General features: G+C 72.3%; 18 protein-coding genes. 13 read left to right on the plus strand and 5 right to left on the minus strand.

From position 1 onward, the window contains the following. Window positions 1-43: 43 nt before the first annotated feature. Window positions 44-1,381 carry a homogentisate 1,2-dioxygenase gene (hmgA, locus tag FB157_RS24185; protein WP_145882716.1) on the minus strand — a complete coding sequence of 446 codons (1,338 nt, stop codon included), beginning with the start codon at window positions 1,379-1,381 and terminating at the stop codon, window positions 44-46. Window positions 1,382-1,536: 155 nt separating this feature from the next. On the opposite strand from hmgA, the gene FB157_RS24190 reads away from it, so the two are divergent. The 10 genes from FB157_RS24190 (at window position 1,537) to FB157_RS24235 (ending at window position 12,985) form a co-directional block, all read left to right on the plus strand. Continuing rightward, complete coding sequence (locus FB157_RS24190; RefSeq protein WP_145882717.1) at window positions 1,537-2,073, plus strand: hypothetical protein; 537 nt, start codon at window positions 1,537-1,539, stop codon at window positions 2,071-2,073. A gap of 85 nt (window positions 2,074-2,158) precedes the next feature. Further along, complete coding sequence (locus FB157_RS24195) at window positions 2,159-2,776, plus strand: TetR/AcrR family transcriptional regulator (RefSeq protein WP_145882718.1); 618 nt, start codon at window positions 2,159-2,161, stop codon at window positions 2,774-2,776. A 140-nt stretch (window positions 2,777-2,916) separates the two neighbouring features. Next, a complete protein-coding gene (locus FB157_RS24200; RefSeq protein WP_145882719.1) occupies window positions 2,917-5,148 on the plus strand; it encodes a molybdopterin oxidoreductase family protein in 2,232 nt (743 codons plus the stop codon). A 123-nt stretch (window positions 5,149-5,271) separates the two neighbouring features. Beyond that, window positions 5,272-6,666 (plus strand): CitMHS family transporter, encoded by a 1,395-nt coding sequence (locus tag FB157_RS24205; RefSeq protein ID WP_145882720.1) that lies wholly within the window; start codon window positions 5,272-5,274, stop codon window positions 6,664-6,666. 157 nt (window positions 6,667-6,823) lie between these two features. Next, window positions 6,824-7,537: a hypothetical protein gene (locus FB157_RS24210; RefSeq protein ID WP_145882721.1), complete on the plus strand. Its 714-nt coding sequence runs from the start codon at window positions 6,824-6,826 to the stop codon at window positions 7,535-7,537. Further along, window positions 7,524-8,210 carry a class F sortase gene (locus FB157_RS24215; protein ID WP_145882722.1) on the plus strand — a complete coding sequence of 229 codons (687 nt, stop codon included), beginning with the start codon at window positions 7,524-7,526 and terminating at the stop codon, window positions 8,208-8,210. Before FB157_RS24210 ends, FB157_RS24215 begins: the two co-directional genes overlap by 14 nt. A 218-nt stretch (window positions 8,211-8,428) precedes the next feature. Next, the gene (locus tag FB157_RS24220; RefSeq protein ID WP_145882723.1) at window positions 8,429-9,808 is read left to right on the plus strand and encodes an ABC transporter ATP-binding protein; all 1,380 of its coding nucleotides are present in this window, start codon (window positions 8,429-8,431) and stop codon (window positions 9,806-9,808) included. Then, a complete protein-coding gene (locus tag FB157_RS24225; protein ID WP_145882724.1) occupies window positions 9,805-10,302 on the plus strand; it encodes a hypothetical protein in 498 nt (165 codons plus the stop codon). Before FB157_RS24220 ends, FB157_RS24225 begins: the two co-directional genes overlap by 4 nt. Before the next feature lie 196 nt (window positions 10,303-10,498). Beyond that, window positions 10,499-11,887 carry an aldehyde dehydrogenase family protein gene (locus FB157_RS24230; RefSeq protein ID WP_145882725.1) on the plus strand — a complete coding sequence of 463 codons (1,389 nt, stop codon included), beginning with the start codon at window positions 10,499-10,501 and terminating at the stop codon, window positions 11,885-11,887. Between the two features lie 15 nt (window positions 11,888-11,902). Beyond that, window positions 11,903-12,985, plus strand: a complete 1,083-nt coding sequence (locus FB157_RS24235; protein ID WP_145882726.1) for a Zn-dependent alcohol dehydrogenase — start codon at window positions 11,903-11,905, stop codon at window positions 12,983-12,985. A 3-nt stretch (window positions 12,986-12,988) separates the two neighbouring features. Here the strand turns inward: FB157_RS24235 and FB157_RS24240 are convergent, their stop codons facing one another. The 3 genes from FB157_RS24240 to FB157_RS24250 all read right to left on the minus strand — a co-directional run bounded on the left by FB157_RS24240 (window position 12,989) and on the right by FB157_RS24250 (window position 15,641). Beyond that, window positions 12,989-13,921, minus strand: coding sequence for a DMT family transporter (locus FB157_RS24240; protein ID WP_145882727.1), 933 nt, complete (start codon window positions 13,919-13,921; stop codon window positions 12,989-12,991). A gap of 324 nt (window positions 13,922-14,245) precedes the next feature. Next, window positions 14,246-14,953 (minus strand): helix-turn-helix transcriptional regulator, encoded by a 708-nt coding sequence (locus tag FB157_RS24245; protein WP_145882728.1) that lies wholly within the window; start codon window positions 14,951-14,953, stop codon window positions 14,246-14,248. Between the two features lie 46 nt (window positions 14,954-14,999). Next, on the minus strand, window positions 15,000-15,641 hold the full coding sequence (locus FB157_RS24250; RefSeq protein ID WP_145882729.1) for a TetR/AcrR family transcriptional regulator: 642 nt from the start codon (window positions 15,639-15,641) through the stop codon (window positions 15,000-15,002). Window positions 15,642-15,731: 90 nt separating this feature from the next. On the opposite strand from FB157_RS24250, the gene FB157_RS24255 reads away from it, so the two are divergent. From FB157_RS24255 to FB157_RS24265, 3 genes are all read left to right on the plus strand, one after another. After that, a complete protein-coding gene (locus tag FB157_RS24255; RefSeq protein WP_145882842.1) occupies window positions 15,732-16,883 on the plus strand; it encodes an acyl-CoA dehydrogenase family protein in 1,152 nt (383 codons plus the stop codon). Window positions 16,884-16,943: 60 nt separating this feature from the next. Next, a complete protein-coding gene (locus FB157_RS24260; RefSeq protein ID WP_145882730.1) occupies window positions 16,944-17,231 on the plus strand; it encodes a YiaA/YiaB family inner membrane protein in 288 nt (95 codons plus the stop codon). 93 nt (window positions 17,232-17,324) lie between these two features. Continuing rightward, the gene (locus tag FB157_RS24265) at window positions 17,325-17,948 is read left to right on the plus strand and encodes a TetR/AcrR family transcriptional regulator (protein ID WP_145882731.1); all 624 of its coding nucleotides are present in this window, start codon (window positions 17,325-17,327) and stop codon (window positions 17,946-17,948) included. A gap of 22 nt (window positions 17,949-17,970) precedes the next feature. On the opposite strand, the gene FB157_RS24270 is transcribed toward FB157_RS24265, so the two are convergent. Further along, window positions 17,971-18,432: a MaoC family dehydratase gene (locus FB157_RS24270; protein WP_145882732.1), complete on the minus strand. Its 462-nt coding sequence runs from the start codon at window positions 18,430-18,432 to the stop codon at window positions 17,971-17,973. Between the last annotated feature and the right edge of the window lie 78 nt (window positions 18,433-18,510).

The following is an 18,510-nucleotide window of genomic DNA, read 5'->3' on the forward strand; positions in this document are numbered from 1 at the left end:
GGCTATCCGTACCTGTTGAGGAACGTTCTGTGCAACGCAGCTGTCACAGCGCGCGGAAGTGACGTTCGAGTCCCTGCCACACGTCGTCGTACCGCTGCTGGAGGTGGTCCGCCCCGGCCGCGTGCGGGGTGAGCGTCACCGGCCAGCGCGTCTCGAACATGAACGCCAGCCCGTCGTCGATCTTCTGCGGCTTCAGTTCGGCGGCGCTCGCCCTGTCGAAGGTCTCCCGGTCCGGGCCGTGCGCGGACATCATGTTGTGCAGCGAGCCGCCGCCCGGCACGAAACCCTCCGCCTTGGCGTCGTAGGCGCCCTCGACGAGACCCATGTACTCGCTCATCACGTTCCGGTGGAAGTACGGCGGCCGGAAGGTGTCCTCGCCCACCAGCCAGCGCGGCGCGAAGACCACGAAGTCGACGCCGGCCAGGCCCGGGGTGTCCGACGGGGAGGTCAGGACCGTGAAGATGGAGGGGTCCGGGTGGTCGTACGAGATGGTGCCGATCACATTGAAGCGGCGCAGGTCGTAGACGTACGGCACATGGTTGCCGTGCCAGGCGACCACGTCGAGGGGCGAGTGGTCGTACGTCGCCGTCCAGAGGTTGCCGCAGAACTTGTTCACCACCTCCACCGGGCCCTCCACGTCCTCGTACGCGGCGACCGGTGCCCGGAAGTCCCGGGCGTTGGCGAGCCCGTTGGCTCCGATGGGCCCGAGGTCGGGGAGCTGGAAGGGCGCCCCGTAGTTCTCGCACACATAGCCGCGTGCCGTCGGGCTCTGCCCGCCGTCCGGCGCGGTGTCCAGCAGCTCCACACGGAAGCGCACCCCACGTGGGATCAGCGCCACATGGCCCGGTTCCGCATGGAGCCTGCCGAACTCGGTGTGCAGCAGCAGTCCGCCGCGCTCCGGCACGATCAGCAGTTCCCCGTCGGCGTCGGAGAAGACCCGCTCCATCGAGGAGTTGGCGTGGTACAGGTGCACGGCCATGCCGGAGCGCTGGCTCGCGTCGCCGTTGCCGCCCAGGGTCCACAGGCCCGCCAGGAAGTCCGTGCCGGCCGGCGGCTCGGGGAGCGGGTTCCAGCGCAGCCGGTTGGGGTCGGGCACGGTCTCGGTGAAGGGAGCGGTGCGGATCGCGCCGTTGCCGGTCCGGGTGAACGCCGGGTGCGCGGCCGACGGGCGGACCCGGTACAGCCAGGAGCGGCGGTTGTGCGACCGCGGCTCCGTGAAGGCCGAACCGCTCAGCTGCTCGGCGTACAGGCCGAGCGGCGCGCGCTGCGGCGAGTTGCGGCCCTCGGGCAGGGCGCCCGGCACCGCCTCCGAGGCGTGTTCGTTGCCGAACCCGGACAGATACGACAGTCCCTCGGCGGTCTTCCGTGCGTCCCCGCTCATGATCGCTCCCTTGCGCTCCTCATTCCTATGCATCACCGTAGGAATGAGTGCGGGCGGGCGCAAGAGGGCTTCGGGCCCTCCTCCCTCCCGGGGCGAGGCCGGAACCAGACTTGAGGGGGATTCGGTTGGCGGAACGTTGTTCTAATCTCCCGGGCATGTCGTGGACGTCGTGGAGGCGCAGAGCCCTGACCCTGCTCTCGGTCTGCGTCCTGCTGCCGCTCGGGGTGCAGGGCTGCGGGACCGGTGGGGCGCACGGGGGCGCCGGTGCCGTCTCGCCCTCTCCGGTGGGCAAGGTCCTGGACGACACGGACGAGACCGGCCGGCATCTGCGCGAGGTCGGCAAGGAGGACGCGCCCGAGGTCGGTGTCGAGGTGACCCCGGACGCCGCCGGCGGCTGGGACGTGCGGCTGAGGCTGCGCCACTTCCGTTTCTCCGCGGCCGGCGAACGGTCGAAGGCGGTCCCCGGGCACGGCCTCGCGTCCCTCTTCGTCGACGGCCGCCAGGTCTCCCGGCTGCGCGCACCCGAGTACCACCTGACCCCCCGCCTGGTCCCGCACGGCACCCATCACGTCACCGCCCGCCTGTACGCCGACGACGGCACGGTGTGGGCCGTGCACGGCGACCCGGTCCAGAGCACCGCCGACATCACGGCGTCCGGCGCGGAGACGGGGCCGGCGGCGACACCCCGATGAGGATGGGCGCCTCCCTGATGAGTGCAACGGGCACCCTTTTCCGTACTGGGGGGCGAGGTTCACCGGACCCCGGCGGAAAGGCATCATGAAGTCCGTGCCCCACGCGACATCGCTTCGTCGCGCGCCTGTCCAGCGGCGCAGCGCCGAACGGCTGACCAGGATCCTGGACGCCTGCGCCGACCTCCTCGACGAGGTCGGCTACGACGAGCTGAGCACCCGTGCGGTGGCCCTGCGCGCCGGAGTGCCCATCGGCTCGGTCTACCGCTTCTTCGGCAACAAGCGGCAGATGGCCGACGCCCTCGCCCAGCGCAACCTGGAGCGGTACACCGAGCGCGTCACGCAGCGCCTCCAGGAGGCGCGGCGGGGCGACTGGCGGGATGCCATGGACGCCGTACTGGACGAGTACCTGAGCATGAAGCGCACCGCGCCCGGCTTCTCCCTCGTGGACTTCGGCAACCAGATCCCGGTCGGCGTCCGCGAGGCCGAACCCAACACCCGGGTCGCCGACCGCCTCACCGACCTGCTCGCCGGCTTTCTCGGCCGGACCCCGGACGACGAGCTGCGCCGCGTCTTCCTGGTCGCCGTGGAGAGCGCGGACACCCTCGTGCAGCTGGCCTTCCGGATCGACCCCCAGGGCGACGAGGCGATCATCCACGAGACGCGGGAGCTGCTGCGGGCGTACCTGGGGCGTGTGCTCGACTGAGCCTTTCGTCCCGGCCGGGCCGCTCGTGAAGATCCCGGCGGCGACAAGGGGCTCCCCTCCATGCCTACCGGTCGGTATGCTCGGCCGGAGCCCGCCTGTGCCCCAGCGGTACGGCCGCCGCCGACCCTCCGGGAGGACCCGTGTCCCGCACCGCCCTGCGAATCTGCCCCCTGTGCGAGGCGACCTGCGGGCTGACCCTCACCATCGAGGGCACCCGAGTCACCGGCGCCCGCGGCGACCGCGAGGACGTCTTCAGCAAGGGGTTCATCTGCCCCAAGGGCGCCTCCTTCGGCGCTGTCGACGGCGACCCCGACCGGCTGCGCACCCCGCTCGTCCGCGAGGACGGCACCCTGCGCGAGGCCACCTGGGAGGAGGCCTTCGACGCGGTCGCCGCGGGCCTGCGCCCGGTCGTGGAGCGGTACGGCGCCGACGCCCTCGGGCTCGTCCTCGGCAACCCCAACGTGCACACCATGGCCGGTGCCCTCTACCCGCCGGTCCTGCTCGGCGCGCTGCGCACCCGCAGTCTGTTCACCGCCTCCACGGTCGACCAGATGCCCAAGCACGTCTCCAGCGGGCTGCTCTTCGGCGACGCCCACGCCATCCCGGTGCCGGACCTCGACCACACCGACCATCTGCTCCTCATCGGCGCCAACCCCGTGGAGTCCAACGGCAGTCTGTGCACCGCACCCGACTTCCCCGGCAAGCTGAAGGCCCTCAGGGCCCGCGGCGGCCGGCTCACCGTCGTGGACCCGCGCCGCACCCGGACCGCGAAGCTCGCCGACCGGCACATCGCCGTCCGGCCCGGAGCCGACGCACTGCTGCTCGCCGCGATGGCCACCGTGCTGTTCGAGGAGGACCTGACCGACCTCGGGCGGCTCGCCCCGCACGTCCAGGGGTTGCCCGAACTCCGCGACTCGCTGAGGGAGTTCACCCCCGAGGCCGTCGCGGGGGCGTGTGACGTCGAACCCGCCCTCATCCGCACGCTCGCCCGCGAACTCGCCGCCGCCCCCACCGCCGCCGTCTACGCCCGCATCGGCAGCTGCACCGTCCCGCACGGCACGCTGGCGAGCTGGCTGGTCGACGTCCTCAACATCCTCACCGGCAACCTGGACCGGCCGGGCGGCGCCCTGTTCCCGCAGGCGGCCACCGACAGGACGCCCCGCCCGGCGGGCCCCGGACACGGCTTCGCGCTCGGCCGCTGGCACTCGCGAGTGCGGCGACTTCCGGAGGCCAAGGGCGAGTTGCCGCTCTCCGCCCTGGCCGAGGAGATCGACACCGCCACCGAGGCGGGCGAGCCCATCCGCGCGCTCGTCGTGATCGCGGCCAACCCGGTGCTGTCCGCCCCCGACGGCCGGCGCCTCGACAAGGCCCTGGACTCGCTGGACTTCATGGTCAGCGTCGACCCCTACCTCAACGAGACCTCCCGCCACGCCGACGTGGTGCTGCCCCCGCCGCCGCCCGCGCAGAGCCCGCACCACGACTTCGCCTTCAACACCCTCGCCGTCCGCAACCAGGTCCGCTACAGCCGCCCCGCCGTACCCCTGGAACCCGGCCGCATGGCCGAGACGGAGATCCTCGCCCGGCTGACCCTGGCCGTGCTCGGCATGCACGGCGCCGACCCGGGCGCGGTGGACGCGATGGTGATCGAGCAGACCCTCGGCAAGGCCGTCCAGGAGACCCACTCCCCGGTGCACGGCCGCGACCCGAAGGAACTCGCCGCACAGCTCACCGGGGACACCGGCCCCGAGCGCCGGCTCGACCTGATGCTGCGCCTCGGCCCCTACGGCGACGGCTTCGGCGTACGGCCCGACGGGCTGAACCTGGACCGGCTGCTCGCGCACCCGCACGGCATCGACCTCGGCCCGCTGCGGCCCCGGCTGCCGCAGCCGCTGAAGACCGCGAGCGGCAGGGTCGAGCTGCTGCCCGAGCCGATCGCCGGCGACCTGCCCCGGCTCCGGGCCGCCCTGCGCGAACGCCCCGCGGAGCTGGTCCTCGTCGGCCGCCGCCATCTGCGCTCCAACAACAGCTGGATGCACAACGTGCCCGCCCTCACCGGCGGCAGCAACCGCTGCACCCTCCACATCCACCCCGAGGACGCGGAGCGCCTCGGCGTGCGGGACGGGGCGGACGTACGGGTGAAGGGGGCCGGGGGAGAGGTGGTCGCCCCCGCCGAGGTCACCGACGGCGTCCGGCCGGGCGTGGTGAGCCTGCCGCACGGCTGGGGGCACGACCGCCCCGGGACCCGGATGAGCCACGCGGTCCGGGAGCCCGGGGTCAACGTCAACCAGCTCCTGGACGGCAGCCTGCTCGACCCGCTGTCGGGCAACGCGGTCCTCAACGGGGTGCCCGTCGAACTCACCGCACAGCTGTGACCTGGAGTTTTGCGCTTATTGCTCGCGTGTCAACGTCTTGTTAACGCCGTTTGACGGGACCTAACGTCGTCGCACCGCCGGCCCCAGGTGGGATGTTCAAGGGCGAACGTTAGGTATCCACTCATGCTGACCATCCTCGGCTTCGCCATGATCGCGACCTTCCTGGTCCTGATCATGCTGAAGAAGATGTCGCCGATCGCGGCGCTCGTGCTGATCCCGGCACTGTTCTGCGTCTTCGTCGGTAAGGGCGCCAGGCTCGGCGACTACGTCATCGACGGCGTCACCGGCCTCGCCCCCACCGCGGCGATGCTCATGTTCGCGATCGTCTACTTCGGTGTGATGATCGACGTCGGCCTCTTCGACCCGGTCGTCCGGGCGATCCTGAGGTTCTGCAAGGCCGATCCGCTGCGGATCGTCGTCGGAACGGCCGTCCTCGCCGCGATCGTGTCGCTCGACGGCGACGGCTCGACCACCTTCATGATCACGGTCTCGGCGATGTACCCGCTGTACAAGCGCCTGAGGATGAGCCTGGTCGTGATGACCGGTGTGGCGGCCATGGCCAACGGAGTGATGAACACGCTGCCCTGGGGCGGTCCGACCGCACGGGCCGCGACCGCGCTGAAGCTGGACGCGAGCGACGTCTTCGTGCCGATGATCCCGGCGCTCGCCACGGGCCTGCTGTTCGTGTTCGTCCTCGCCTACGTCCTCGGCCGCCGCGAGCGGGGGCGGCTCGGCGTGCTGACGCTGGACGAGGCGCTGGTGGCACAGACCCGCACGGAGACCGTGCTGGTCGGTGCCGGCAGCGGCGAGGGCGCCCGGAGCACGGGTGGTTCCGGCGCCGGCGCGGACCTGCCCGACGAGCCCGAGGACGAGCGCTTCCAGGGCCTCGACCCGAACCGTGCCACCCTGCGCCCCAGGCTCTACTGGTTCAACGCGCTGCTCACGGTCGCCCTGCTCACCGCCATGATCATGGAGTGGCTGCCGATCCCGGTGCTGTTCCTGCTCGGTGCCGCGCTCGCGCTGACCGTCAACTTCCCGCACATGCCGGACCAGAAGGCCCGGCTGGCCGCGCACGCCGACAACGTCCTCAACGTCTCCGGCATGGTCTTCGCCGCCGCCGTCTTCACCGGCGTCCTGCAGGGCACCGGCATGGTCGACCACATGGCCACGTGGCTGGTGGACAACATCCCCGCCGGCATGGGCCCGCACATGGCCTTCGTCACCGGCGTGCTGAGCATCCCGCTCACGTACTTCATGTCCAACGACGGCTTCTACTTCGGCATCCTGCCGGTGCTCGCCGAGGCCGGTCAGGCGCACGGCGTCTCCTCCGTCGAGATCGCCCGCGCCTCGCTCGTCGGCCAGCCGCTGCACATGTCCAGCCCGCTCGTCCCGGCCGTGTACGTCCTCGTCGGCATGGCCAAGGTCGAGTTCGGCGACCACACCAGGTTCGTCGTGAAGTGGGCCGCCCTGACCTCCCTCGTGGTGCTCGGGGCGGGGATCCTCTTCGGCATCGTCTGATCTCCCGAGCACGCGTCCATGGCGCCCGGTATTGCGCCGCACGAGCGATATCTGACGGCGCGCCGGGCGTCGATGCCGCGGGGCACGGTGCTCGTGAAGCAGAGTCCAGACGAAAGAGCGATTTGTATGAAAATCGTCTGAACTCGGAGGAATGCGCATGCCCACCCTGACACTCCCACGTGCCGTCGGCTCCCGCGCGGGCGCCACCGTCGTCCTCACCGCCCTCGCCGCGGCGGGAGCGTCGTGGGTGGCGGCGCCGACCGCGGTGGCCCAAGGAGAGAACGGCGACATCAGGGTCCACCGGGTCTATGCGCTTCCCGGCACGGGGAAGGACGAGTCGCAGGTCTGCAGGTTCTATCTCGACGCCGTCAACTTCGACACCCTGGCCAGCATCCCGTACACCATCACGCCGCAGCCCCCGCTGCCCACGTCCGCCACCGTCACGGGTGCCGTCCCGCTCGCCGGCGGTGCCGGGCACACCGACCCGCTGGGGCTGGCGGACGGCCAGTACAAGATCACCTGGGTGGTCGCGGGCGCCACCAAGGAGAAGGTCTTCCGCGTCAACTGCCGTGACCTGGCCAAGGACGACGGGGCGCACGCTCCGGGCCAGATCGAGGACCACCAGCAGAAGGACCAGCAGGGCGGTCAGCAGAAGGACCAGCAGAGCGACCAGCGCGACGACGCGGCCTGGGCACAGGGCGGCGACCACAACGACGGCCCGAAGGGCGGCGTGCACGCGGGCGGCGGCGGCCTGATCGACACTTCGGGCGCCTTCTCGCCCGTGGCCGCGGCGGCGGCCGTGGGACTGGTCGCGGTCAGCGGAGTGGCGTACCTCCGGCTGATCCGCCGACGGCCGCATGGCGCCGCGTAGGCGCAGACGCAGGCCGTGGTACCGGACCCGCGCCTACCGTCTCGCCAGGACGGCCCTGCTCGTGACCGTCCTGGTGACGGTGGGGGTCCGGTGCGGCGGGGACGACGGACCGGCCTCCCTCCAGGCGGGCGGTCCGGCCGCCCCGGGCTCCGACCGCACCGACGGGCGGGGCGCGGGCCGGGAGGATTCCGCCCCGACGCCCCCGCCCCGCCCGCTGCCCCGGTCCCGCCCCACGTCCCTCCGCATCCGGTCCCTCGGGATCGACGCACCGGTCATCGGGCTACGGCTCGACCGGGACCGGCAGTTGGAGACACCGCCGCTCGACCGGCCGAAGGAAATCGGCTGGTACCAGGGCGGCGCCACACCGGGGGAGTCGGGCACCGCGATCGCCGTCGGCCACCGCGACACCACGACCGGCCCCGCCGTCTTCGCCGCGCTCGCCCAGGTGAAGCCCGGCAAGCCGATCGAGGCCGAGCGGGCGGACGGCCGTACCGCCGTCTACACCGTGGACCGGGTGAAGGTCTTCGACAAGACCGGCTTCCCCGACAAGGAGGTGTACGGCCCGGCCCGCCGCCCGGAGCTGCGCGTACTCACCTGCGGCGGCCTGTTCACCCGGCGCACGGGCTACACGAGCAACGTGGTGGTCTTCGCCCACCTGACCGCGACGAGATGACCGCACGGCGCGCCCGGCGGCCGACCACGCCCGGCGACCCGAATCCCGTCGTCCGTTTCCGCCCCTGCCAGGGGCGCGGCACCCCGATGCCGCGCCCCGTCTTCCCCGGCCGAGCGCATTCCGTTAACTTCCGTGACCCACAGGCCTCGTACGACCCGCACGCGGCCTTCGGACCCACGGAGCAGCGGCGCTCCGGACAGCCCCCGGGGGCACCAGTTATGACACGCGCCATCTCTCTGCACGACGTGAGCAAGTCCTACACGCGGGGCACCCGCGTGGTGGACCGACTCTCGCTGGACATCGCGCCCGGCGAGTTCCTGGTCCTGCTCGGACCCTCCGGCTGCGGCAAGTCCACCGTGCTGCGCGTGATCGCCGGACTCGAGGAGATCGACGAGGGCGAACTGCTCCTCGACGGCGAGTACGCCAACGACTGGCTGCCCTCCGACCGCCACATCGCGATGGTCTTCCAGAACTTCGCCCTCTACCCGAGCATGACCAGCCGCGACAACATCGCCTTCCCGCTGCGCATCGAGGCCCCCGGCGCCGACCCCCGCCCGCGCGTGGACGCGACCGCCCGGATGCTCGGCATCGAGGACCTGCTCGACCGCTTCCCCGGTCAGCTCTCCGGCGGCGAACGCCAGCGCGTCGCCATGGGCCGGGCCATCGCCCGCCACCCCTCAGCCTTCTTGATGGACGAGCCGCTGTCCAACCTCGACGCCAAGCTCCGCAACCGCCTGAGGGCCGAAATATCCCAGCTCACCCGCGAGTTGGGCGTGACCACGGTGTACGTCACGCACGACCAGGCCGAGGCCATGTCGCTCGGCGACCGGGTCGCCGTCCTGCGCGGCGGGGTGCTCCAGCAGGTCGGCAGCCCGCGTGAGGTGTACGCGCTGCCCCGCAACGTCTTCGTCGCGGCCTTCGTCGGCACCCCGCGCATCAACTTGCTGCGCGGGGTGGTCCGCGCCCCGCTGGACGGCGCCATGACCATCAGCCTCGGCAGGCAGGCGCTGCGCCTGCCCGAACCCCTCTCCCTGGACCACCGGTTGCTGCGCGTGCAGCAGGGCCGTGAGGTGATCGTCGGGCTGCGCTCGGAGGCGGTCCGGATCTCCCCCGAGTTCTCGGCTTCGCGCGGACGTGGGGGACTCCCACGGCCCGCCGCCCCCCGGCTCGGCGAGGTGGCGATCAGTGGCCTGGTGGAGCACGTGGAGTTCCAGGGGCACGAGGTCCTCGTCCACTTCAACACCGGTTCGAGCCCGGCCGTCGTACCGGAGCTGGAGGCCCCGCGCCCGTCCGGCCGCCCCGCGCGGCGCCGCCGCCGGGAGGGCTCCACGGTCCTGGACCGGCTCAGGGACCGGGCCGGTGCCCTGCGCGCCGGGCCGGTCGTGGTCCTGGAGGACCCGCCCGACGAGGGCCTCGCCCGCGTGCCCGCGGAGGGCCGGACGCCCGGCGACCTGGTCGTGCGCACCACCCCGGACATCCAGCTCCGGCACGGCATGCAGGTCCCCCTGCTCGTCGACATCGCCCACCTCTTCGTCTTCGACCGGCACGGCGAACGGATCTGCCCGTCTCCGGCACGGCTGCCGGACCTGGAGGAGTGAGGCCCAGGCACCTCCCGCAGGCGCTGGACCTGGCCCGGGTGGGCATGTACGGGCACTCGGCGGGCGGTACGGCGGCTGCCCGGGCCGCGTACGAGGACCGGCGCATCCGCGCGGTGGTCAACCTGGAGGGTTATCTCGACCACCCGTCGGACCGGCCCGGCGGGCCGGCGCAGCTGTATCCCGTGGCCCGGTACGGAATGGACCGGCCGATGCTCCTGCTGGGCACCGCCGGCTTCCGCGACGCGGACATCGACCGCTCCTGGCCGGCCATGCTCGACCACCCGGGCCGGCGCATCCGGAGGCGGCAGATCGACGACGCGATGCACTGGGTGTTCAGCGACTTCGCCGCCATGGTGCCCCGGCTCCAGGCGGACGGCCCGATGACCGGCGAGGGCCGCGACCAGATGGTGGGCGCGCTCGACCCGGCGCGCTCGGTACCCCTGGTGCGCGACCACGTCCTCACGTTCTTCGAGCGCGCTCTGTCCGGCACATAGGACCCCGTGCGCTGCGCCGCCCGGTGCGCTGAACTCGCCTACGGGAAGGCTTTCGGCCAGGAGCCCGTGGGCGGGGTGGACGAACGGGGTCAGGCCGACTTCTGATATCCCGGGGACGTCCGGTCGTGTATGGCGCCTGAAAACTAACGCCGCTAGTTTGTTGCCGGACGACGCAGCCCTGCCGGGAGGAAGCAGCATGAAGGCACATGACGGCCTGTACATCGACGGCGCCTGGCGCCCCGCCGAGAGCCGGGACGTGATCGACGTCGTGAACCCGGCCGACGAGCAGGTCATCGGCCGGGTCCCGGCCGGGAGCGCCCTGGACGTGGACACCGCCGTACGTGCCGCACGCGCCGCCCTCCCGGCCTGGGCCGCCACACCCCCGGCCGAGCGGGCCGCGCGCCTGGCCGCGCTGCGGGACGCGCTCGCGGCCCGCAAGGACGAGATCGCCGAGACGGTCACCGCTGAACTGGGCGCCCCGCCGCAGTTCGCGCAGGCGGTCCACGCGGGCGTGCCGATCGCCGTCGCGGGCTCCTACGCCGGCCTGGCCGCCACCCACTCCTTCGAGGAGAAGGTCGGCAACTCCACCGTCCTGCACGAGCCGATCGGCGTCGTGGGCGCGATCACGCCCTGGAACTACCCGCTCCACCAGATCGTCGCCAAGGTCGCCCCGGCGCTCGCCGCGGGCTGCACCCTCGTCCTCAAGCCCGCCGAGGACACCCCGCTCACCGCCCAGCTCTTCGCGGAGGCGGTCCACGAGGCGGGCGTACCGGCCGGTGTGTTCAACCTCGTCACCGGCCTCGGCCCGGTCGCCGGACAGGCGCTCGCCGAGCACCCGGGCGTCGACCTGGTCTCCTTCACCGGCTCCACCGCGGTCGGCCGGCAGATCGGCGCGGTCGCCGGCGCGGCCGTCAAGAAGGTGGCGCTGGAGCTGGGCGGCAAGTCCGCCAACGTCATCCTGCCGAGCGCCGACCTCGCCAAGGCCGTCAACGTCGGCGTCGCCAACGTCATGTCCAACTCCGGCCAGACGTGCAGTGCCTGGACCCGGATGCTGGTCCACCGCGACCGGTACGACGAGGCCGTGGAACTGGCCGCCGCGGCCGCCGCCAAGTACGGCGAGCGCATCGGACCGGTCGTCAACGCCAAGCAGCAGGCACGCGTGCGCGGTTACATCGAGAAGGGTGTCGCCGAGGGCGCCCGCCTGGTCGCCGGCGGCCCCGAATCCCCGCGCGAGAAGGGCTGCTACGTCAGCCCGACGGTCTTCGCGGACGTCACCCCGGAGATGACGATCGCGCAGGAGGAGATCTTCGGCCCGGTCCTCTCGATCCTCCGCTACGAGGACGAGGAGGACGCCCTGCGCATCGCCAACGGCACCGTCTACGGCCTCGCCGGCGCCGTCTGGGCCGGCGACGAGGCCGAGGCCGTGGCCTTCGCCCGCCGTATGGACACCGGTCAGGTCGACATCAACGGCGGCCGGTTCAACCCCCTCGCCCCCTTCGGCGGCTACAAGCAGTCCGGCGTCGGCCGGGAACTGGGCAGCCACGGGCTCGCCGAGTACCTCCAGACCAAGTCCCTCCAGTTCTAAGGAAGTCCACGACCCATGGCCGTACGAGCCGCCGTCCTGCCCGCCATCGGCGCCGCGCTGAAGATCACCGACATCGAGCTGCCCGAGCCGGGCCCCGGGCAGGTCCGCGTCCGCCTCGCCGCCGCCGGTGTCTGCCACTCCGACCTGTCCCTGTCCAACGGCACCCTGCGGGTGCCGGCCCCGGTGGTCCTCGGCCACGAGGGCGCCGGAACCGTCGTGGCCGTGGGCGAGGGCGTCACCCACGTGTCGCCCGGCACCCCCGTCGTCCTCAACTGGGCGCCGTCCTGCGGCACCTGCCACGCCTGCACGCTCGGCGAGGTCTGGCTGTGCGCCAACGCGCTCAACGGCACCGCCGACGTCTACGCCCGCACCGCCGACGGCACCGACCTCCACCCCGGTCTGAACGTGGCCGCGTTCGCCGAGGAGACCGTCGTCGCCGCCTCCTGCGTGCTGCCCCTCCCGGAGGGGGTCCCGCTCACCGACGCGGCCCTCCTCGGCTGCGCCGTCCTGACCGGCTACGGCGCCGTACACCACTCGGCCGGGGTCCGCCCGGACGAGACGGTCGCGGTGTTCGGCGTCGGGGGAGTGGGCCTGGCCACCCTCCAGTCCGCGCGCATCGCGGGCGCGTCCCGGATCATCGCCGTCGACGTCTCGCCGGAGAAGGAGGAACTGGCCCGCGCCGCCGGTGCCACGGACTTCGTCCTCGCCTCCGACACCACCCCCCGCGAGATCCGCGCCCTCACCGACAAGCAGGGCGTCGACGTCTCCGTGGAGTGCGTGGGCCGCGCGGTCACCATCCGCGCCGCCTGGGAGTCCACCCGCCGGGGCGGCCGTACGACGGTCGTCGGCATCGGCGGCAAGGACCAGGAGGTCACCTTCAACGCCCTGGAGATCTTCCAGTGGGGCCGCACGCTGTCCGGCTGCGTCTACGGCAACAGCGACCCGGCCCGCGACCTCCCGGTGCTCGCCGAACACGTACGGGAGGGCCGGCTGGACCTCTCGGCCCTGGTCACCGACCGGATCGCCCTGGAGGGCATCCCGGCGGCCTTCGAGAACATGCTGGCGGGCAAGGGCGGCCGCTCCCTGGTGGTGTTCTGACGGTCAGCCGACCTTCTCGGGTCGCGGCTCCCCGGCCGCGACCCGCCGGGTCCGCCCGCGCATCCGGGACCGGGACACCGCCACGCCCGCGAGGCACAGCGCCCCGCCCACCAGCGTGAGCAGCCCCGGCACCTCGCCGAGCGCCAGCCACGACATCAGCACGACCAGCGCCGGAACGGCGTACGTCGTCGCGCCCATCCGGCTGGCGGTGGTGCGGGCGAGGGCGTAGGCCCAGGTGGTGAAGGCGAGAGCGGTGGGAAAGACACCGAGATACACCATGTCGAGGGTGGCCGACACCGGCGCGTGGGCGGCCTCCCGCACCAGCTGTCCGGTGAACGGCAGGCAGACCACGGCACCGACGAGGCACCCGTAGGTCGTCACCTGCAGGGCACTTCCGTGCCCGAGGGCCGGCTTCTGCGCGACGACCCCGCCGGCGTAGGCCACCGCCGCGAGCAGACACAGCACCACCCCGAACACCGAGGAACCGCCCCCGGCCGACATCGACAGCCCCACGGTCACGGCACCGGCGAACGACACGGCCATCCCCGCCAGCAGCCGGGGCGGCATCGGATCGCCGAGCAGCCTGGCACCGAGCAGGGCTATCAGCAGCGGGCCCACGTTCACGACGAGAGCGGCGGTGCCCGCGTCCACCTGCTGCTCACCCCAGTTCAGGACCACCATGTAGAACCCGAACCACAGCACCCCGGACAGTCCGATGCCCCGCCACGCGCTCCTGGGCGGCAACCCCTCCCGCCGTACGGCACAGATGACGCCCAGCGCCACGGCCCCCGCGACGAGCCGTCCGAGCGCGAGCGCACCCGGCGAGTAGGCGTCCCCCGCGGTCCGGATCGCCACGAAGGCGGAGGCCCAGAGCACGACGGAGACGACGGCCGCGGCGGTGGCGAGCAGCTGTTGGCGTGGGGCGCTGTTCATCATGCTCCTGAGGCTAGGCAGCGAAAGGGCTACGGGCTGGCGGAAATCGGACGGTGTCGCTGGTTCCCCGTCGCTGTGGCCGGGCGGAGGTGGGGACGCTCCCCGGCGCCGGCCGGGTGCCGCTGCGCCCACCCGTGCCGCCCCCAGCGGCACGACTGCCCGCAGCTACGTGAGGATGACCGGGTCGCGGCGCCTGTGCAGCCGGCCGCACCGCAACTCGTCAGGGGCGCGGGACTGTGTCGACATGCGGCTCCGCCGCGTGGGCGCGACCAGCCCCCACGCACCCGCACCCGGCACACCACCCAACCCACACCCCCGTAGCCGGACTCAACCCAACCCCGCCGCCTCAATACCGAGCAACTCAAATAGCTCGTGCTCCCCCGACGGAGTCACCCTCACCGCCCGCTCGGAACCGATCCGCACGCACCAGCCCACGTCCAGCGCGTGCCGGCACAACGCGGCGCCCGCCGCACCCGCGAGGTGAGGACGGCGTTCGGTCCAGTCGAGACAGGCTCGGGCCAGGGGCCGCCGGACCGAACGGTCCAGCGGGATGCCCGCCGTACCGAACCACTCCACCCCGGCGTCCGTCAGCGCGAACCCGGTGTCCTGCCGGAGCAGCCCACGCGAGGTCAGCGCATCCGTGACCGCGATGCCGAGCCGTCCGGCGAGATGGTCGTAACAGGTACGGCCCCGGGCCATGGCGGACCGGGAACTCGACTCCCGCAGCGAGCGCGGCCGTACGGCCGCTACAGGCACCTGCGCGGCAAGGTCCTCCACGAGCTGTGCCACACGAACGTCGGCCAGCCGCACATACCGGTGCCTGCCCTGCCGTTCCTCCGCGAGCAGGCCGCCGGCCACCAGCTTGCCCAGGTGCTCGCTCAGTGTGGACGCGGCGACGCCGGCATGCCGGGCCAGTTCCCCGGCGGTCCAGGCCCGTCCGTCCAGCAGCGCGAGCAGGCATGCTGCCCGCGTCTCGTCCGCGACCAGCGAGGCGAGTGCGGCGAGGCCGGCGGCCCGGGAGTCCTTGGCGGTCATGCCTTCAGCATGCGGCACCGATGCTTCGGCACCGGCCGAAGTGTCCTCACACGCTCTGCCGTACCTGCTCGTACTGCTGCGCCAGCCCGTCCAGCAGCGCGCTCAGCCCCGTCTCGAAGGCCCGCTCGTCGATCTTCTCCTGCTGCTCGGCGAGGAGGTGCGCCTGCCCGAGGTGGGGATAGTCGGCGGGGTCGTACGCGCTCGCGTCGTCCACGAAGCCCCCGGCGAACGAGCCGAGCGCGGAGCCCATGATGAAGTACCGCATCAGCGCGCCGATGGACGTGGCCTGCGACGGCGGCCAGCCCGCCGCGACCATCGCGCCGTACACGGCGTCGGCGAGCCGCAGCGCCGCGGGGCGGCGGCCGGGCCCGCGGGCGAGGACCGGGACGATGTTGGGATGGTCGCGCAGGGCGGCGCGGTAGGAGATCGCCCAGTCGTGCAGCGCGGTCCGCCAGTCCCGGACGTCCTCGAACATCGACAGGTCCACCAGAGCGCTCACCGAGTCGGCGACCGCCTCCAGGATCTCGTCCTTGGTGCGGAAGTGGTTGTAGAGCGAGGGCCCGCTCACCCCCAGCTCGGCGGCGAGTCGTCGGGTGGAGACGGTCGCCAGGCCCTCCGCGTCCACGAGTTCCCGTGCCGTCTCGACGATCCGGTCGGTGCTGAGGATGGGCTTGCGCGGTCGGGCCATGGCGCACATAGTAGGGCTGCAACAGGAAACTAGCAGTGCTAATTTAAATGTCCGGCTTTCAAGATCCGTCTGGTGTGGGGTGATCTCGTGGTGAACCTGGGGCTCAGCGCGGAGCAGGTCGCGGTACGGCAGCTCGCCCGGGACTTCGTGGAGCGCGAGATCGCCCCGCACGTGGTCGCCTGGGACCGCGCCGAGGAGGTCGACCGTGGCATCGTGAAGAAGCTCGGCGAGGTCGGCTTCCTCGGTCTGACCATCGCAGAGGAGCGCGGCGGCTCGGGCGGCGACCACCTCGCGTACTGCCTGGTCACCGAGGAGCTGGGCCGCGGGGACTCCTCGGTCCGCGGCATCGTCTCGGTGTCCCTGGGCCTGGTCGCCAAGTCGATCGCGGCCCGGGGGAGCGAGGAGCAGAAGCGGCGCTGGCTGCCGGGCCTGACGTCGGGCGAGTACGTCGGCTGCTTCGGTCTCACCGAACCCGGCACCGGCTCCGACGCGGGCAGCCTCACCACCCGCGCGGTGCGCGACGGCGAAACCTACGTCCTCAACGGCACCAAGACGTTCATCACGAACGGCACCTGGGCCGACGTCGTCCTCCTCTTCGCCCGCTCCACGGACGCCCCCGGGCACAAGGGCGTCTCCGCCTTCCTGGTCCCCGCCGACACCCCCGGACTGACCCGCCGCGCCATCCACGGCAAGCTCGGCCTGCGCGGCCAGGCCACCGCCGAACTGGTCCTCGAGGACGTCCGGGTGCCCGCCTCCGCGCTGCTCGGCGAGGAGGGCAAGGGCTTCTCCGTCGCCATGTCCGCGCTGGCGAAGGGGCGGATGTCGGTGGCGGCGGGCTGTGTCGGCATAGCCCAGGCCGCGCTGGACGCGGCCGTGCGGTACGCCGGTGAGCGCGAGCAGTTCGGCAGGTCCATCGCCCATCACCAGCTGGTCCAGGAGCTGATCAGCGACATCGCCGTCGATGTGGACGCGGCCCGGCTGCTCACCTGGCGGGTCGCCGACCTCGTCGACCGCGGGCAGCCGTTCGCCGTCGAGTCCTCCAAGGCCAAGCTGTTCGCCTCCGAGGCGGCCGTACGCGCCGCCAACAACGCCCTTCAGGTCTTCGGCGGCTACGGCTACATCGACGAGTACCCGGCCGGCAAACTCCTGCGCGACGCCCGCGTGATGACCCTCTACGAGGGCACCACCCAGATCCAGAAGCTGCTCATCGGCCGGGCGCTCACCGGGGTCTCCGCCTTCTGAGTACGCCCCTGAGTACTTCGGCGGATGTGGCGCGGGCCACGTCCGCCGATGCTTTCTCCCATGAGTGACACACCCGTCAGACAGCAGAACACGGCCGCCTACTACGGCCAGGCCGTCGCCTCCTTCGCGGTCGCCATGGCGGCCACCGCCATCGGTATCCTCCGGCTGGACGCCGACGCCTGGGTCCGGGCCTTCCTGGCCATCGCCGTCCTCTATCTCGTCACGTCGGCCTTCACGCTCGCCAAGGTGATCCGGGACCGCCAGGAGGCCGGGCAGATCGTCAGCCGGGTCGACCAGGCCCGCCTGGAGAAGCTGCTCGCCGAGCACGACCCCTTCGAAAAGCTGTGAAAAGCGCCGGCAAGCTCCGAGCGGGCGCTCTAAGCGAGCGCTCACCTTCGGCGGTATGGTGGTGTTCCTGTCACCGAGAGGGGCGAGCGAGCGATGAGTACGGCGGAGGAGACGGCCGGCGGCGAGGTCGAGCCGTGGGAAGAGGTCACCCCTGACGCGGCCCGGCGACTGCTGGTCGCCGCCGTGGAGGCCTTCGCCGAGCGCGGCTACCACGCGACGACGACCCGCGACATCGCGGGCCGCGCCGGCATGAGCCCGGCCGCGCTCTACATCCACTACAAGACCAAGGAAGAGCTGCTCCACCGGATCAGCCGGATCGGCCACGACAAGGCCCTGGACATCCTGCGGACGGCGGCCCGGCGCGAGGGCACGGCCGCGGAGCGGCTCGCCGACGCCGTCAGCTCCTTCGTCCGCTGGCACGCCGGGCGGCGCACCACCGCGCGGGTCGTGCAGTACGAGCTCGAGGCGCTCGGCCCCGAGGCCCGCGCCGAGATCGTCGCGCTGCGCCGCCAGGTGGACGCCGAGGTGCGCGGGATCATCGATGACGGTGTGGCCTCCGGCGAGTTCGACGTGCCCGACGTGAAGGGCACCACCCTCGCCGTGCTGTCGCTGTGCATCGACGTGGCCCGCTGGTTCACCCTGGACGGCCCGCGCACTCCCGAGGAGGTCGGCGCGCTGTACGCCGACCTCGTGCTGCGGATGGTGGGCGCCGGGTGAGGGCGCCCCTCCCGGACGGAACTCAGAAGTAGTACCGGGACACCGACTCCGCGACGCAGACCGGCTTGTCGCCGCCCTCGCGCTCGACGGTGAAGGCGACGGCCACCTGGACACCGCCCGGGACGTCCTCGACGCCGGTGATCGTCGCGGTGGCGCGCAGCCGGGAGCCGACGGGGACGGGGGAGGGGAAGCGGACCTTGTTCGTCCCGTAGTTGACGCCCATCCGCACGCCCTCGACGTGGATGAGCTGCGGTCCGAAGAGCGGGAGCAGCGACAGCGTGAGGTAGCCGTGGGCGATGGTGGTCCCGAACGGGCCCGCCGCGGCCTTCTCCGGGTCCACGTGGATCCACTGGTGGTCCCCGGTGGCCTCCGCGAACAGGTCGATCCGCTTCTGGTCGATCTCCAGCCAGTCCGTGTGGCCCAGCTGCTCGCCCACCGCGCCCCTCAGTTCGTCGGGGGAGGTGAAGGTCCTCGGTTCTGCCATGTTCCCGGCCTCTCGCTCGCAGGTCTAAGCGACTGCTTAGCATGGTCGGGTGCGGAGGTGATGTCAACGGATGCCGGG

It is taken from the genome of Streptomyces sp. BK340, from assembly GCF_007827595.1.
In the GTDB taxonomy this organism is placed as follows: domain Bacteria; phylum Actinomycetota; class Actinomycetes; order Streptomycetales; family Streptomycetaceae; genus Streptomyces.